Annotated in this window: 15 protein-coding genes and 1 riboswitch; of the genes, 8 read left to right on the top strand and 7 right to left on the bottom strand. The window is 72.5% G+C overall.

The genetic code is table 11. The features are described from left to right. The first annotated feature begins 78 nt into the window (after window positions 1–78). On the top strand, window positions 79–783 hold the full coding sequence (locus ACFYMP_RS06550; protein ID WP_388851498.1) for a hypothetical protein: 705 nt from the start codon (window positions 79–81) through the stop codon (window positions 781–783). A gap of 417 nt (window positions 784–1,200) precedes the next feature. Then, complete coding sequence (locus tag ACFYMP_RS06545) at window positions 1,201–1,443, top strand: hypothetical protein (RefSeq protein WP_388851495.1); 243 nt, start codon at window positions 1,201–1,203, stop codon at window positions 1,441–1,443. Between the two features lie 27 nt (window positions 1,444–1,470). Here ACFYMP_RS06545 and ACFYMP_RS06540 read toward each other — a convergent pair whose 3' ends face one another. Further along, window positions 1,471–2,211, bottom strand: coding sequence for an ATP-binding cassette domain-containing protein (locus tag ACFYMP_RS06540; protein WP_388851492.1), 741 nt, complete (start codon window positions 2,209–2,211; stop codon window positions 1,471–1,473). A 300-nt stretch (window positions 2,212–2,511) separates the two neighbouring features. Here ACFYMP_RS06540 and ACFYMP_RS06535 point away from each other — a divergent pair, with 300 nt between their 5' ends. Together ACFYMP_RS06535 and ACFYMP_RS06530 are read left to right on the top strand one after the other, a co-directional pair. Then, window positions 2,512–3,315, top strand: coding sequence for an SDR family NAD(P)-dependent oxidoreductase (locus tag ACFYMP_RS06535; protein ID WP_388851489.1), 804 nt, complete (start codon window positions 2,512–2,514; stop codon window positions 3,313–3,315). A gap of 302 nt (window positions 3,316–3,617) precedes the next feature. Beyond that, entirely contained in the window at window positions 3,618–4,457 is an 840-nt protein-coding gene (locus ACFYMP_RS06530; RefSeq protein ID WP_388851486.1) for a helix-turn-helix transcriptional regulator, read from the top strand. Window positions 4,458–4,685: 228 nt separating this feature from the next. Here the strand turns inward: ACFYMP_RS06530 and groL are convergent, their stop codons facing one another. From groL to thrC, 4 genes are all read right to left on the bottom strand, one after another. After that, entirely contained in the window at window positions 4,686–6,311 is a 1,626-nt protein-coding gene (gene groL / locus ACFYMP_RS06525; RefSeq protein ID WP_388851483.1) for a chaperonin GroEL, read from the bottom strand. Between the two features lie 309 nt (window positions 6,312–6,620). Continuing rightward, on the bottom strand, window positions 6,621–6,824 hold the full coding sequence (locus ACFYMP_RS06520) for a cold-shock protein (protein ID WP_363144319.1): 204 nt from the start codon (window positions 6,822–6,824) through the stop codon (window positions 6,621–6,623). Between the two features lie 444 nt (window positions 6,825–7,268). Beyond that, window positions 7,269–7,547, bottom strand: a complete 279-nt coding sequence (locus tag ACFYMP_RS06515) for a MoaD/ThiS family protein (RefSeq protein WP_388851479.1) — start codon at window positions 7,545–7,547, stop codon at window positions 7,269–7,271. Between the two features lie 127 nt (window positions 7,548–7,674). Further along, complete coding sequence (thrC, locus tag ACFYMP_RS06510; protein WP_388851476.1) at window positions 7,675–8,973, bottom strand: threonine synthase; 1,299 nt, start codon at window positions 8,971–8,973, stop codon at window positions 7,675–7,677. Window positions 8,974–8,990: 17 nt separating this feature from the next. Beyond that, window positions 8,991–9,142: riboswitch (SAM riboswitch) on the bottom strand. 274 nt (window positions 9,143–9,416) lie between these two features. Here thrC and ACFYMP_RS06505 point away from each other — a divergent pair. Beyond that, window positions 9,417–10,367: a glucosyl-3-phosphoglycerate synthase gene (locus ACFYMP_RS06505; protein WP_388851473.1), complete on the top strand. Its 951-nt coding sequence runs from the start codon at window positions 9,417–9,419 to the stop codon at window positions 10,365–10,367. A 522-nt stretch (window positions 10,368–10,889) separates the two neighbouring features. Next, window positions 10,890–12,329, top strand: coding sequence for a trehalose-6-phosphate synthase (locus ACFYMP_RS06500; RefSeq protein ID WP_388851470.1), 1,440 nt, complete (start codon window positions 10,890–10,892; stop codon window positions 12,327–12,329). A gap of 131 nt (window positions 12,330–12,460) precedes the next feature. Here the strand turns inward: ACFYMP_RS06500 and otsB are convergent, their stop codons facing one another. Then, entirely contained in the window at window positions 12,461–13,414 is a 954-nt protein-coding gene (gene otsB / locus ACFYMP_RS06495) for a trehalose-phosphatase (protein ID WP_388851467.1), read from the bottom strand. Between the two features lie 88 nt (window positions 13,415–13,502). Then, window positions 13,503–13,952, bottom strand: coding sequence for a DUF3263 domain-containing protein (locus ACFYMP_RS06490; protein WP_388851464.1), 450 nt, complete (start codon window positions 13,950–13,952; stop codon window positions 13,503–13,505). 105 nt (window positions 13,953–14,057) lie between these two features. Between ACFYMP_RS06490 and ACFYMP_RS06485 the strand changes: the two genes are divergently transcribed. Then, window positions 14,058–14,990 carry an ROK family protein gene (locus ACFYMP_RS06485; protein ID WP_388851462.1) on the top strand — a complete coding sequence of 311 codons (933 nt, stop codon included), beginning with the start codon at window positions 14,058–14,060 and terminating at the stop codon, window positions 14,988–14,990. Further along, the gene (nagA, locus tag ACFYMP_RS06480; RefSeq protein ID WP_388851459.1) at window positions 14,990–16,144 is read left to right on the top strand and encodes an N-acetylglucosamine-6-phosphate deacetylase; all 1,155 of its coding nucleotides are present in this window, start codon (window positions 14,990–14,992) and stop codon (window positions 16,142–16,144) included. Before ACFYMP_RS06485 ends, nagA begins: the two co-directional genes overlap by 1 nt. Window positions 16,145–16,195 lie beyond the last annotated feature (51 nt).

The raw sequence follows: 16,195 nt of genomic DNA, 5'->3' as shown, positions 1-16,195 counted from the left end.
GAAGGGCGAAAAGGGCGAGACGGGCGAGAAGAGGGGCAAGCGGGGGACGAGCGGCGGGCCGGGCGTCGTCTGCGGACGGTGGTCGCGAACCGCCTGTGGAGCGTCTTCGGGATCACCTTCGGGTTGAGCGTCATGTCGTGGGTGCTCGCGGGCCTCGCGAGGATCTGGGCAGAGGAGGAAGGCGACTGCCGTCTCGCCGGGCTGCGGGAGGACAGCGGGCTGCTCAGGACCTGGGACACCGTGTGGCCACCGTCCCAGCGGTGCACGTTCGTGGACGGCACGACCCTGTCCTCGGCGGGTTTCCTGGTTCCGGTCTTCTGGGTGGCCACGGCTCTCGCCCTGCTGTGCGGGGTGCTCGCCCTGGCGAGCGAACTGTGGGGCTTCAGCGACGTGTTCGCCGGGCGCCGGCTGCGGGCCGTCGTGGTCAGTGCGGGGCTGACGCTGGTGATGGTCGGCGGCATCGGGTACCTGCTCGCCGGTACGGAGGGCAGCGAGGCGTGCCGGGCGAGCCGTACGGGGCTCGCCGGGCCGGCGACGAGGACGGGGTACCGGCTGTTCCCGCCACAGCGGGTGTGCGCGTACGCGGACGGGGGCCGGGTCTCCCTCGTGCCGGGGCCGGTCGTCGGGGCGACGTGGGCGCTCACGGCGGTGGTGGTGACGGCGGGGCTCGGCTGGGGCGCCGCCACACGACACGGGCGCACACGACAGGGCGGGAACACCACTGCGGCGGCCTCCTCCACCCCGGGCACACCGCCCACCCGAGCCGGGGAAACCGCTCACTGACCGGCGGGAGGCCGCTAGGTTACGCCGCACCCGGGCCGCTCCCAGGTCCGGCCCGTCGCGGAACGCCGTACCCGGGCCGCTCCCAGATCCGGCCGGCCGCGGAACGCCGTACCCGGGCCGCTGTCACGTCCGGGCCCGCCGCGGAACGCCGTACCCGGGCCGCGCCCTCGTCCATCCCTCGCTCCTTCCCCGGACTGCCCCCCAGGGTCCCCCAGGTCCCCCAGGTCCTCCAGGTCCCTCAGGCCCCCTCGGCCCGTCCCAGCCCGTCCTCACCTGCCACGTTCCCCGTGAGCAGCGCCGTCCGATCCCTTCTCCGAACGCCGCCTGGCCCCTCTCCTCCCTGGCCGCCTGGCCCCTCTTCCGAACGAAGCCCGATCCCTCTTCCGGCGGACGGGTCCCTGCCGTAGCGTTTCGCTTATGCGCACATCGTCCCGTCGCCTGCTGGGTGTGACCGCACTCGTCGGGCTCGCCGTTGTTCTCGCCCTGTTGATGTGGCCGGTGGGCGGCTCCGGCTGTGGGAGCGTTCTCGGGACCGGGGAGTCCGGTGGCCCCACCGCGAGTTCCTGCAACGCCGACCACCAGCGCCAGGCAGGCTGGGCTCTCGGCTTCGCCGTGCCGACCGCCGTGACCGGCGTGCTCTACCGGAGGAGGCAGCGGTGAGGCCGTGACACCGGTCGGCGCCCGCGGTCACACCTCGTACACCCCGCGTCCCGTGCTCCCCCCGTCGTACGCGGCGGTGGCCGTCAGCGAGGCCCAGTAGTCGTCCGCCGGGCCCTGGTAGCGGGGCAGACCGGCCTCAAGGACGACGACCTCGTCGTAGAGCGAGACGGTCTGCCGCAGGTCCTCGGGGCGTTCCGTGGAGACGATCACCGGGAGTTCGGAGCCGAGCCCGGCGAGCAGTCCGGAGAAGCGGTCGCGCTGGCGGGGGCTCAGGCCCGCGGCGGGCTCGTCTACCAGCAGCACCTCGGCGCCGTGGACGAGGGCTTGGGCGAGCCCGAGCCGGCGCAGTTGTTCCGCGTCGAGCTGGTGCGTGCGGTGCGCACAGAGCGCGGCGAGCCCGGACCGGGCGAGCGCGCGCGGCGCGCCGGCCCAGGACTCGGCCTTCGTGAGCCCCCTCAGGCAGCCCGCGTGGGCGACTTGTTCACGTACCGTCAGCCCCGGGATCGGACGGGTCTCCTCCGGCAGCCAGCCGACGCTGCGCCGGTACTGGGCCCGGTCGCGTCCGTCTGAGGCGTCCAGGCCCCGGAACCGCACCGCGCCCGACCACGGTACGAGCGCGGAGGCGGCGAGACCGAGCAGCGTGCTCTTGCCCGCCCCGTGCGGCCCGAGCAGCACGCAGCTACCGGAACCGAACTCCAGGTTCAGCCGGTTGAGCACCGGGATGCGACGGCTGTAACGGAAGCTGCACTCGACGAAGTGAAAAGGCACAAGTCGGGAATGTACGCCAGAACCCCGGGCGGAGGACCGGAATGTCCCCGCCGCTACCCGCGCGGGTGACGCGAGGATCACCGGCCGGCGCGCAGGCACCTGCCCCCTCCGCCCGCTCCTCTCCGGGCGCCGCGAGGATCGGGGAGAGGAGCGGGCGGCGCGGAGTGGGCGAAAGGGGGGACCGCCGGTCCCTGGACAGGTGCGGCCTTCATCCGGGGACCGGCCGGGGCGACTCTCGTAAAGGAACAGGAAGACCTGGCAGGGCGCCGTCCGGCGCCTCACCCATCCCGAGGAGTACACATGACAGAGCAGACCGCGGACCACCGCACGCCCAGGGCCACCGCCCCCTCCGGCAGGATCGCGCTCATCACCGGCGCCAACCGGGGGCTGGGCCGTCGTTCGGCACAGCACCTCGCGGCCGCGGGAACCGACCTGATCCTGACCTACCGCTCGCACGCCGAGGAGGCGGAGGAGGTCCTCGCGCACGCCCGCGAGCTGGGCCGCACCGCGGTCGCGTTCCGCCTGGACACGACGGAGCCGTCCGCCTTCCCGGCCTTCGCCGAGGACGTACGGTCGGCGCTGCGCGAGCACTGGGGCAGGGAGGACTTCGACTTCCTGCTCAACAACGCGGGCTCCGCCGCGATGGCCCCCGTGGCGGAGACCACCGAGGAGCAGGTGGACCTGATGTATCAGGTCCACTTCAAGGGCCCGTACTTCCTGACGCAGAAGCTGCTGCCCCTGATCAAGGACGGCGGCCGCATCCTCAACTTCTCGACCGGCCTGACGCGGTTCACCGCCGAGAACGCCGCGCCGTACGCCTCCATGAAAGGCGCGGTCGAGGTCCTGACCCGCTACCTCGCGAAGGAGCTCGGCCCGCGCGGCATCGCGGTCAACGCGATCGCGCCGGGCGCGACGGCCACCGACTTCGGGGGTGGAGCGCTGCGCGACGACGAGCAGGTACGCGCGCACCTCGGCGCGGTCACCGCGATGGGCCACGTCGGTGACCCCGAGGACATCGGGTCGGCCGTCGCCGCCCTCCTCGCCGACGGCACGGGCTGGATCACCGGCCAGCGGATCGAGGCCTCGGGCGGCATGCTGCTCTGAACCAGTGGTCCGCGCCTCGGGCCGGGGCGGGGCCCATGACCCGGGTACGGGGGAGGGACGGTCCCCGGGGCAGGAACGGGCTGACCACCGCATGACACCCCCACGCACCACGGACCGGACCACGACCACGGCCCCGGACCACCCACCACCGCCCGGACCGCACCACGGACGCGGCCCAGCCCCCCCCACCCCCCACCACCCCCACCACGGACACGGCTCAGAACCCCCCGCCCCGGTCCGGAACACGCCCCCGACCGGGACGGCCCCGCCCCGCGCCCGGAAGAAGAGAGGAGACTGGAGCCGTGGACCGAGCTCAACTCGCGGACTTCCTCCGCACGCGCCGTGAGGCCCTGCAACCCGAGGACGTGGGCCTGCCCCGCGGCCCGCGCCGGCGTACGTCGGGGCTGCGGCGCGAGGAGGTGGCCTCGCTGTGCGGGATGTCCGCCGACTACTACAGCCGGATCGAGCAGCAGCGCGGGCCGCAGCCCTCGGAGCCGATGCTCGCGTCGATCGCGCGGGGCCTGCATCTCTCGCTGGACGAGCGCGACCACCTGTTCCGGCTCGCGGGGCACAACACCCCGAGCCGTACGCTGCGCGGCGACCACATCACGCCGGGGCTGATGCGCGTCCTGGACCGGCTGGAGGACACCCCGGCCCAGGTCGTCACGGACCTCGCGGAGACTCTGACGCAGACCCGTCCGGCGGCGGCGCTGCTGGGCGACGAGACCCGTTTCTCCGGGCTGGAGCGCAGCCTCGTGTACCGGTGGTTCACTGATCCGGCGACCCGTCTGCTGTACCCCGAGGCGGACCACGAGCGGCACAGCCGTTTCTTCACCTCGGAGCTGCGCGCCGCGTACTCGCGGCAGGGCAGGGGCGGGCGGGCCGAGCGGATCGCCGGGCTGCTCCGCGACAGCAGCGCGGAGTTCGCGGCGCTCTGGGCGGCCCACGAGGTGAGCCTGCCGCGCAACGAGCCCAAGCGCATCGTCCACCCCGACCTCGGGGTCCTCGAACTGCACTGCCAGAAGCTCATGGACCCCGAGCAGGCGCAGACCCTCCTCGTCTACACCGCGACCCCCGGCACGGAGAGCCACGAGAAGCTCCAGCTCCTCAACGTCTTCGGCGTACGCGCCCCGGGAACCTGAGGGCGCCCAGGCCCGTATCGCCTCCCGGAAACCCTCGAAACTCCCGAAACCCTCGAAACCCCCAGGACCCCCAAAACCCCCAGGACCCTCGGAACCCCCGGGACCAGGCCCCCCGAAACACCCGCGTCCACGAACGCAGAGGGCGGTGTCCCCCACAACCGTGGGGGACACCGCCCTCTGCGTACTGCCTCAGGATTCCGATCCGGCCGGCCGGGGCCGGCGGGGGGATCAGAAGTCCATGTCACCGCCGGGCATGCCGCCCGGAGCACCGGCCGGGGCGGCCTTCTCCGGCTTGTCGGCGATGACGGCCTCGGTGGTGAGGAACAGCGCGGCGATCGACGCGGCGTTCTGGAGCGCGGAGCGCGTCACCTTGGCCGGGTCGAGGATGCCCTCGGCGACCATGTCGACGTACTCGCCGGTGGCGGCGTTCAGGCCGTGGCCCACGGTGAGGTTGCGGACCTTCTCCACCACGACGCCGCCCTCAAGGCCGGCGTTGACGGCGATCTGCTTGAGCGGGGCCTCCAGGGCGAGCTTGACGGCGGCGGCGCCGGTCGCCTCGTCACCCTCCAGCTCCAGCTTCTCGAAGACCGAGGAAGCCTGGAGAAGCGCCACGCCACCACCGGCGACGATGCCCTCCTCGACGGCCGCCTTGGCGTTGCGCACCGCGTCCTCGATGCGGTGCTTGCGCTCCTTGAGCTCGACCTCGGTGGCGGCACCGGCCTTGATGACGGCCACGCCGCCGGCCAGCTTCGCCAGACGCTCCTGGAGCTTCTCGCGGTCGTAGTCCGAGTCGCTGTTCTCGATCTCGGCGCGGATCTGGTTGACGCGGCCCTGAACCTGATCGCTGTCACCGGCACCGTCGACGATGGTCGTCTCGTCCTTGGTGATGACGACCTTGCGGGCGCGGCCCAGCAGGTCGAGACCGGCGTTCTCCAGCTTGAGGCCGACCTCCTCGGAGATGACCTGGCCACCGGTGAGGATGGCGATGTCGCCGAGCATGGCCTTGCGGCGGTCACCGAAGCCCGGGGCCTTGACGGCGACGGACTTGAAGGTGCCTCGGATCTTGTTGACGACCAGGGTCGACAGGGCCTCGCCCTCGACGTCCTCGGCGATGATCAGCAGCGGCTTGCCCGACTGCATGACCTTCTCCAGCAGCGGAAGGAGGTCCTTCACGTTGCTGATCTTGGAGTTGACGATGAGGATGTACGGGTCGTCGAGCGACGCCTCCATACGCTCCATGTCGGTGGCGAAGTACGCCGAGATGTAGCCCTTGTCGAAGCGCATACCCTCGGTGAGTTCCAGCTCCAGACCGAAGGTCTGGGACTCCTCGACGGTGATGACGCCTTCCTTGCCCACCTTGTCCATGGCCTCGGCGATCAGCTCGCCGATCTGGGTGTCGGCGGCGGAGATGGAGGCGGTGGAGGCGATCTGCTCCTTGGTCTCCACGTCCTTGGCCTGCTCCAGCAGCGCGGCGGAGACCGCCTCGACGGCCTTCTCGATGCCGCGCTTCAGCGCCATCGGGTTGGCGCCGGCGGCCACGTTGCGCAGACCCTCACGGACCAGCGCCTGGGCCAGGACGGTCGCGGTCGTCGTGCCGTCACCGGCGACGTCGTCCGTCTTCTTCGCGACCTCCTTGACCAGCTCGGCGCCGATCTTCTCGTACGGGTCCTCCAGCTCGATCTCCTTGGCGATGGAAACACCATCGTTGGTGATCGTGGGGGCGCCCCACTTCTTCTCCAGGACGACGTTACGGCCCTTGGGGCCGAGGGTCACCTTGACGGCGTCGGCGAGCTGGTTCATACCGCGCTCAAGGCCGCGCCGCGCCTCCTCGTCGAACGCGATGATCTTGGCCATGTGAAGTGGTCCTCCCAGGACGGGGTGGGCTGAGGGACCGTGTGGCGCCCGCGACGGACGGCCTGCGCACCGCACGGTTCCTAGCCCCGTACGGCCTGCGGGCCTCACCGACCCGGTCCTTCTGTCACTCTCAACGTCAGAGTGCTAACGCCTATGATTAGCACTCGGCCCAGGAGAGTGCAAGCCTCCCAGGAACGGGTGCCCCGAAGGGGCGGCCCCCGGGAGGCGGTCCCCCCGACAGCCCGAGGGCCCGCACCCCTGGGGGTGCGGGCCCTCGGCCACGTCGTCCGTTTATCGGTCGAGCGCTGTTCAGGCAGCCTGACGGACCATGTCCGCCTGCGGCCCCTTCTGACCCTGCGAGATCTCGAACTCGACTCGCTGGCCCTCTTCAAGGGTGCGGTAACCGTCCATCTGGATCGCGCTGTAGTGGACGAAAACATCCGCACCACCGTCGACCGCGATGAAGCCGTACCCCTTCTCCGCGTTGAACCACTTGACGGTGCCCTGAGCCATGCCTAACTCCCCTATTACTGGCCCTTGCACAGGAACGCACTTCGCGAACCCGGGTCAGACCTCACCCCCCAGACGTATGGGGGTGTGCGCCGGAACGCGTCGACCGCCGCTGAATGTATCTGCCCAACTGCCGTCTGCAACAGGTCAATCGGACGAGAAATCCAGGCATCAGGTATGGACCTATAGGCCGGAATCGGCGGAAGTTCCGGGCAATTCGGGCCCGGCAAAAGGAACGCAAAGCCGCAAAAAGGCAAGAGATTCAGGAGCGGGAACACCGGCTCACAGAAGCCCTGCGGCGCGTTTCCCGGGCCGCCGCCCCGGACGCTCTTCGAGGTGCGGGGAAACGGCGAATCATTATCCCCAACTGTACCTCCGCCAATCACATGGAATTGCCCCCTCCGCTTTTTCGCGGAGGGGGCGACGGACGTGCGGGGTCGGCAGTGGTCAGCAGCCGCCGGCGACCGCCGGGATGATCGAGATCCCGGCGCCGTCGGGGGTCGCCGTCTCCAGGCCCTGCTCGAAGCGGACGTCGTCGTCGTTGACGTAGACGTTCACGAAGCGGCGCAGCTTGCCCTGGTCGTCGAGGACGCGGCCGGCGATGCCGGTGTGGTTCTTCTCCAGGTCGGCGATGACCTCGGAGAGGGTCGCGCCCTCGGCCGGGACCTCGGACTTACCGCCGGTGTAGGTGCGCAGGATGGTGGGGATGCGGACGTTGACGCTCATGGGGTACAGCCTTTCTCGGCCTGCTCGGCCGAAGGGGCACGGGGACGGCATCAGGCGGAGGGCGGACACGGGGGCGCGCCGAGGGCGCGCGGGAGCGCCGGGGGCGGCCCCGTGGTCGCGCGCCGGGTCAGTCGCGGGCGAGACCCGCGGCGCGGAACGCGTCGAGGTCCGGGCGGATGGTCGCGGTCGGACCGGTGGTGGGGGCCACCGCGTCGAGCGTCTTGAGGCCGTCACCGGTGTTGAGGACGACGGTGGTGAGGCTCGGGTCGAGCGCCCCGGACTCGATGAGCTTGCGCGTCACCCCGACGGTGACGCCGCCCGCGGTCTCCGCGAAGATCCCCTCGGTGCGGGCGAGCAGCTTGATCGCGTCCACGACCTGCTCGTCGTTCACGTCCTCAACGGCGCCGCCGGTGCGCCGGGCGATGTCCAGGACGTACGGGCCGTCCGCCGGGTTGCCGATCGCGAGGGACTTGGCGATGGTGTTCGGCTTCTGCGGGCGTACGACGTCGTGGCCGGCCTTGTACGCGGTGGAGACCGGCGAGCAGCCCTCCGCCTGGGCCCCGAAGATCCGGTACGGCTTGTCGGCGACCAGGCCGAGCCTGATCAGTTCCTGGAAGCCCTTGTCGATCTTGGTGAGCTGTGAGCCGGAGGCCACCGGGATGACGATCTGGTCGGGCAGCTCCCAGCCGAGCTGTTCGGCGATCTCGTACGCGAGGGTCTTGGAGCCCTCGCCGTAGTACGGGCGGAGGTTGACGTTGACGAAGCCCCAGCCCTCGCCGAGCGGGTCACCGATCAGCTCGGAGCAGAAACGGTTCACGTCGTCGTAGTTGCCCTCGATGCCGACCAGCTCGCCGCCGTAGACGGCGGCCATGACGACCTTGCCCTGTTCCAGGTCGTGCGGGATGAACACGCAGGAGCGGAAGCCGGCGCGGGCGGCGGCGGCGCCGACGGCGCCGGCCAGGTTGCCGGTCGAGGAACAGGAGAGGGTCGTGAAGCCGAAGGCGCGGGCGGCCTCGACGGCGATGGCGACGACGCGGTCCTTGAAGGAGTGCGTCGGGTTGCCGGAGTCGTCCTTGACGTACAGGCCGCCGGTGACGCCCAGCTCGCGGGCGAGACGGTCGGCCCGGACGAGCTGGGTGAAGCCGGGGTTGGTGCTGGGGTGGGTGGCCACGTCGGCGGGGACGGGCAGCAGCGGGGCGTAGCGCCAGATGTTGTCGGGACCGGCCTCGATCCGCTCGCGCAGGGCCTCGGCGTCGCCCTCGGGGAGGTCGTAGGCGACCTCCAACGGGCCGAAGCAGCTCTGACAGGCGAAGATGGGTCCGAGCGGGAAGCGCTCGCCGCATTCGCGGCACGAGAGAGCGGCGGCGGGTCCGAGATCGACGCCCGTCTTCGCGGGAGCGGAGGTTTCGGCGGTCTGCACAGCCATGGTGGGGAGGCCCTTTCTCCTCATCTTCCTCGCGACGCATCTCGCCACGAGACGGAATTGGCACCTTCCCGAGCCGTGGGCCTCGGTGGCGGACGTACCGCCAGGAGACTCGGCCGGAGGGTTGCCGGGGCTTCAACGGGCCGTATCCCTCTGCCCCTCTGGATGAGCGGTATGGCAGGCGGACCCTGAGGATCCACCGCGTTTGTCACGTGTCCGGCACGTGGTGTCACGTGTCTGTCATGACACGCGGTGCGGGTGGCACAGCCCGACACGGGATGGTCACCGGCACTGTCCAAGACTGTAACCGAAGCACCGGATCGTTGAGATAGTCGTCCGCACGCCGAGATGGAGATCACGGCCGGCCGGCCGGGCCGGCCTCCCAGGTCAGTCAGTTCCGGTATCCGGTATTCCGCAAGCAGTACCCGCACGAGGGGACGCACAACGTGCTCGAAGAGGTGGAGCGCTGGCTCGACCGCCGTTCCTGGACCGCAGCCGACCGCACGCTGCCGCAGATTCTCGCGGCGAAGCGGGCAACCGGGTCCTCGGTGAGCGTGGTCCTGCCCGCACTGGACGAGGAAGCCACGGTCGGCGACATCGTGACCGTGATCCGGCGAGAGCTCATGGAGAAGGTCCCGCTCGTGGACGAGCTGGTGGTCCTCGACTCCGGTTCGACCGACTGTACGGGAGAGGTCGCCGCGGCGGCCGGGGCCCGGGTCGTGCACCGCGACGTCGTGCTGCCGGGCCTGCCCGCGGTGCCCGGCAAGGGAGAGGTCCTGTGGCGCTCCCTGCTCGTCACCGAGGGTGACATCGTGTGCTTCGTGGACTCCGACCTGAAGGAGTTCTCCCCGGACTTCGTGTCCGGCATCGTGGGCCCGCTGCTGACCGATCCGGACGTGCACTTCGTCAAGGCGATGTACGAGCGTCCACTGGGCGACGCCTCGGGGCAGGGCGGCCGGGTCACCGAGATCATGGCCCGCCCGCTGCTGAACATGCACTGGCCGCGGCTGGCCGGTTTCGTGCAGCCGCTGGGCGGGGAGTACGCGGCGCGGCGCTCCCTGCTGGAGCGCCTGCCGTTCCCGGTGGGTTACGGCGTGGAGCTGGGCCTGCTCGTGGACGCGCTGCACACCGTGGGCCTGGACGCGCTCGCCCAGGTGGACGTCGGGGTGCGCAAACACCGTCACCAGGACGGGCAGGCGCTGGGCCGGATGTCGGCGGCGATCTACCGCACCGCGCAGCTCCGGCTGGCCAGGGGCCACCTCGTACGCCCCGAACTGACCCAGTTCGAACGCCACCCGGACGGCGGCTACGTCCACCACACCCACGAGGTGGACACCCGGGAGCGGCCCCCGATGACGGAGATCCCCGAGTACGAGAGCCGGCGCCGGGCGGCCTGAGGACGCCGGGCGGCTCGGGACCGCGCACGCGCTGGGCGGGTACGGCCTCGTACTGGGCGGCGGCCGGGCCTGGCTCCCGGTCGCCGCGTGCGCGCTCGCGGCGTCCCAGGCGCGTGCGCGCTCGCGGCGTTCCAGTTCCGGCGGCGGGCGGCGCACCGCCCCAGTGTCGTGTCCTCGGGCACGAGCGGGTCGAGGACACGACACTGAGGCGGTGGGGACCCCGGCGGTGCGGTCGGCCTCGGCCCGGAGGTCGGCCGTCACGTCCGCGCGACCGCCGCGCAGGGCGTGGAAGGCGCCCGCCGGCCGAGCCCTCCCGATGCTGCTCTCGCCAGAGCCGGAGGCGCCGTCGAGCAGGACTCCCCCGGCGCCCCCCGGCGGCCGTCGTTCCGGTTCCCGCTTCCGCTTCCGCCCCTCCCGTCACCCGTCCTCGCGGCGTCCTCGCGCGTCGCTCCGGCCCCTCTCCCGGCCCCTCGTATACAACTCGTACGTTTGAGCGCATAACGGTGCGGCTAGGAAGGATCTATGTCTACGTCTGCTGATCAGTCGCGCGCCTCCGTCCTGGTGGCGTCCAACCGGGGCCCCGTCTCCTACACGCTGCGCGAGGACGGCTCGCTGAGCGCCAGGCGGGGCGGGGGCGGGCTGGTGTCGGGGCTGTCCGCGATCGGCCCGGAGTCGGACGCGGTGTGGGTGTGCGCGGCGCTGAGCGACGGGGACCGGGAGGCCGTGCGGCGTTCCGGCGGCGATCTCGATCCTGCGGACAGCGGCGGTCAGCGCGTCCACATGCTGGGGATCGATCCGCAGACGCACGCCGAGGCGTACAACGACATCGCCAACTCGGTGCTGTGGTTCGTCCACCACATGCTGTACGAGACGCCCTTCGAGCCCGCCTTCGGCCCGGAGTTCCGGGCGCGCTGGGCCTCCTTCCAGACGTACAACCGGGCCTTCGCGGAGGCGCTCGCGGCGCGGGCGGAGGACGGGGCTGCCGTCCTGGTGCAGGACTACCATCTGGTGCTCGTGCCCGGGATGCTGCGGGCGCTGCGGCCGGATCTGCGTATCGCGCACTTCTCGCACACGCCGTGGGCCCCGGTCGACTACTTCCGGCTGCTGCCCGACGACGTGGCCCGCGAGGTCCTGCACGGCATGCTCGGCGCCGACCGGGCCGGCTTCCTCACCCGCCGCTGGGCCGACGCCTTCGTGGCCTGCGCCGACGCGCTCGTCGACGGGGTCGGCAACACCCGGATCGGCGTGCACGGCCTCGGGGCGGACGCCGACTTCCTGCGCGAGCGCGCGCACCGCGAGGACGTGGACGAGTGGCTGGAGAAGCTGCGCGAACAGGTCGGCACGGACGAGGAGGGGCACCCGCGCCGGACCGTCGTGCGGGTCGACCGCACCGAGCTGTCCAAGAACATCGTGCGCGGGCTGCACGCCTTCCACCGGCTGCTCGTCGAGCGTCCCGAGTGGCGCGGCCGGGTCGTGCACATCGCGTTCGCCTACCCTTCCCGTCAGGACCTCGCGAGCTACCGGGCGTACACGGCCGAGGTGGAGCGGGTCGCGAATCTCGTCAACGACGAGTACGGCACGTCGGACTGGACCCCGGTCCTGCTGCGCGTCGACGACGACTTCGCACGCTCCCTCGCCGCCTACCGGATGGCGGACGTGGCGCTCGTCAACCCGATCAGGGACGGCATGAACCTCGTCGCCAAGGAGGTCCCGGTCGTCTCCGACGAGGGCGTCGCGCTCGTCCTGTCGCGGGAGGCCGGGGCGTTCGAGGAGCTGGGTGAGGACGCGGTGGTCGTCAACCCGTACGACCTCCTGGCGACCTCGGAGGCCCTGCACACCGCGCTCACGATGGAGTACGGGGAGCGGGCCGAGCGCTCCAAGCGGCTCGCGGAGGCGGCCACCGCCCTGCCGCCCGCGCAGTGGTTCCTGGACCAGTTGCACGCGCTCACCCCGGGCGACTGACACGCGGGCGGGCCCCGGCGCCGGGGTGGCCGTGGCAAGGCCGCCTCGGTCCACCGGCCCCTGAGCCCCGTCGCCCTCACGGTGGCCCGGACCCGCTCCAGGGGGCACGAGGGCTCGGCGCTCGCGCGCCGTCAGCGTCCGGCCGCCCGTCCCGCCAGCTCCTCGGCCAGGGCCGCTAGCAGGGCCACGACCTCGGCCGGTCCGCCGGGCAGCGGCAGGTCCGCGCGGTCCACCAGCTCCGTGACCTCCGTACCGCTCGCGACCAGGACACCGGGCAGTCCGGGCCGGCCCCGCTCCACCGCGGCGTACGCGGCGAGATCCCCGAGGTCGTCGCCCGCGTACAGAACCGAGCCGGCGGAGACCTCGTCCAGGTAGCCGCTCAGCGCCCGGCCCTTGTCGACGCCCGGCGGTCGCAGCTCCAGGACCATCCGGCCCGGTTCGAGGATCAGGCCGTTGCGGTGCGCGAGGTCGGTGAGCGGTGCGAGGAGCGCGTCGAAGGCGGCCTTCGGCTGCTCGGCTCTGCGGGTGTGGACGGCGACGGCCTGGCCCTTGTCCTCGATCGAGGAGCCCTTCGCCTCGCCGGTCGCGTCGAGGAGAGCGGGCAGTCCGGCGCGGGCGGCGGCCACCCCGGGGTGCGGTTCCGGGGTCCGCACGGCGTCGCTGACGGCGTCCCAGCGCTCGGCGCCGTAGTGCCCGAGGACCACGAGGTGTTCCAGGCCCCGGACCCCGGCGAAGCCGCCGTTGCGGACCGCGACGGCGGCCGGGCGGCCGGTGACCACCGCGACGGAGCGCACGTGCGGGGCGAGTGCGGCGAGCGCCTCGACCGCCCCGGGGCGGGCCCGCGCCAGGTCCGGGTCGGGGACGATGTCGGCGAGCGTGCCGTCGAAGTCGAGGGCGATCACGGCCCGCTCGGGGTGGGCGAGCAGCGCGGCGAGACCGGCCCGGCCCGCCTCCGTCACGGGCCGGGGCAGCCCGTCCGGGACGGGGAGGGCCCCCGGCGCCCCGGAGGACCCGGGCGCCTCAGGGGGCCCGGACGCCTCGGGGGACGCGGACGACTCGGACGGCTCCGGCGTGTGGCTGACCATGGAACGAGCCTATCCACGCGAGGCGCTCCTCACTCGGCCCGGCCGCGCCGGGAAGTGAACCGCCGCGCACGCCTCGGCGCACCCGGCCTCACCGCGCCGCACGCCGCGCGTCCCGTACGCGGCGCAGCCGGTTGACGGTCACCGGGTCGTGCTCCAGGGCGCGGGGGTCGTCCAGGAGCGCGTTGAGCAGTTGGTAGTAGCGCGTCGGGGACATGCCGAGGCGTTCGCGCACGGCACGCTCCTTGGCGCCGGGGCCCGGCAGCCCGGCCCGCTCCAGCGCGAGGACGGCCCGGTCGCGCGCCGAAAGCCCGGCCTCCGCGCCCTGGGCTCCCGCCTCGACGGCCTCCCCGTCAGCCGCCTCCGCCTCGACGGCCTCCCCGTCAGCGGCCCCCGTCTCGGCGGCCTCCCCGTCAGTGCCCGCGTCGACGGTCTCCGTACCGGCTTCGCGCGGCTCGGTGTCGCCCGGCCCCGGGGCGGTGCTCCCGGCCCCGGCGACGTCGGCGTCCTCCGGCTCCGTCCCGATTTCTTCCTCGTCCACAGCGGCCAGCCTAGGCGGGCGCACTGACGTTTTCCCCGGTGAGTCACCCACTGGGCGGGTGAATGGACTAGACCTCTCGCGGGGTGAGGCGCGAAACTGTTTCACGTGAAACATGTCATCGCCCTGGATGTGGGCGGCACCGGGATGAAAGCCGCCCTGGTCGGGGCGGAGGGCGAGCTGCTGTACGAGGCACGGCGGGAGACCGGACGCGAACGCGGCCCGGAGGCGGTGGTCGAGGGCATCCTCGCCTTCGCCGCCGAGCTGCGCGGCTACGGGATCGAGCACTACGGGGAGCCTGCGAGCGCCGCCGGGGTCGCGATCCCCGGGGTCGTGGACGCCGAGAAGGGCGTCGCGGTCTTCGCGGCGAACCTCGGCTGGGAGAACGTACCGCTGCGCGACCTGCTCACCGAACGGCTCGGCGGCCTGCCCGTCGCGCTCGGCCACGACGTACGGACCGGCGGGTACGCCGAGGGGCGGCTCGGCGCGGGCCGGGACGCGGACCGCTTCCTGTTCCTGGCTCTCGGAACCGGGATCGCCGGGGCCATCGGGATCGACGGGGTCATCGAACCGGGCGCGCACGGCGGCGCCGGGGAGATCGGCCATGTCGTGGTGCGGCCGGGCGGCGTCCCGTGCGGCTGCGGGCAGCGCGGCTGTCTCGAACGGCTCGCCTCCGCCTCCGCGGTGACCGCGGCCTGGTCGGCGGCCACCGGCGACCCGCGGGCCACCGCGGCGGACTGCTCGCGGGCCGTGGACGCCGGGGACCCGCGCGCCCTCGCGGTCTGGGAGGAGGCCGTCGAGGCGCTCGCCGACGGGCTGCTCACGGCGATCACCCTGCTCGATCCGCGCACCCTGATCATCGGCGGCGGTCTGGCCGAGGCGGGGGACACCCTGTTCGTCCCGCTGCGGGCGGCGGTCGCCTCCCGCATCACGTTCCAGCAGCTCCCCTCGATCGTTCCGGCGACCCTCAAGGACACCGCCGGCTGCCTGGGCGCGGCGCTGCTCGCCTGGGATCTACTCGACACGGAGGTACGCGCCTGATGGCCGCCAGCACCGAGTACACCGTCCTGACCGGCGCCACCGCGGTCCTGCCCTCCGGTCCCGTCCCGGACGGGCGGGTGGTCGTGGCGGGCGAGCGGTTCGCCGAGCGGGCCCCCGAGGGCGCCCCCGAACTGGACCTGTCCGGCCACTGGCTGGTCCCCGGTTTCGTCGACCTGCACAACCACGGCGGGGGCGGGGCGGCCTTCGGGGCCGGCACCGCCGAGGACGCGCTGAAGGCCGTCCGCACGCACCTGGAGCACGGCACCACGACGCTCGTCGCCTCCACGGTCACCGGGGAGATGGACTCGCTCGCCGAGCGCGCCGGCCTCCTCTCGGAGCTCGCGGAACAGGGATCGATCGCCGGCATCCACTTCGAGGGGCCGTTCATCTCCCCGTGCCGCAAGGGCGCGCACAGCGAGGGCCTGCTGCGCCACCCGGACCCCGCCGAGGTGCGCAAGCTGATCGACGCGGCGCGCGGACAGGCCCGCATGATGACGCTGGCCACGGAACTCCCCGGCGGCCTCGACTCCGTACGGCTGCTGGCCGAACAGGGCGTGATCGCCGCCGTCGGGCACACCGACGCGACGTACGAGCAGACGCGGGAGGCCATCGAGGCCGGCGCGACCGTGGCGACCCACCTGTTCAACGCGATGCCGCCGCTCGGCCACCGCTCCCCCGGGCCGGTCCCGGCGCTGCTGGAGGACGAGCGGGTCACCGTCGAGCTGGTCAACGACGGTACGCATCTGCATCCGGCCGCTCTCGGCCTGGCGTTCCGTCACGCGGGCGCGGACCGCGTCGCCTTCATCACCGACGCGATGGACGCGGCCGGTTTCGGGGACGGCCGCTATCTGCTCGGCCCGCTGGAGGTCGACGTCGTGGACGGGGTCGCACGGCTCACGGAGGGCGGCTCCATCGCGGGTTCGACGCTCACCATGGACCGGGCCTTCCGGCGGGGGGTGACCGTGGACGGGCTGCCCGTCGAGTCGGTCGTGCGGGCCGTCTCGACGAACCCGGCGCGGCTGCTGGGGCTCGGGGACCGGATCGGTTCGCTGGAGCCGGGCAAGGACGCGGACGCCGTCGTCCTGGACGCCGACTTCCGGGTCAAGGGGGTCCTGCGCAAGGGCGCCTGGGTGGTCGCGCCCGAACTCTCCTGAACTGTGTGACAACTGATCGGCGCTCACTTCTGCCCCGGGCGCGGGATTCGA

This window comes from Streptomyces sp. NPDC007088, from assembly GCF_042869355.1.
Taxonomy (GTDB): domain Bacteria; phylum Actinomycetota; class Actinomycetes; order Streptomycetales; family Streptomycetaceae; genus Streptomyces.
This window is presented reverse-complemented; position numbering and strand designations above follow the sequence as displayed.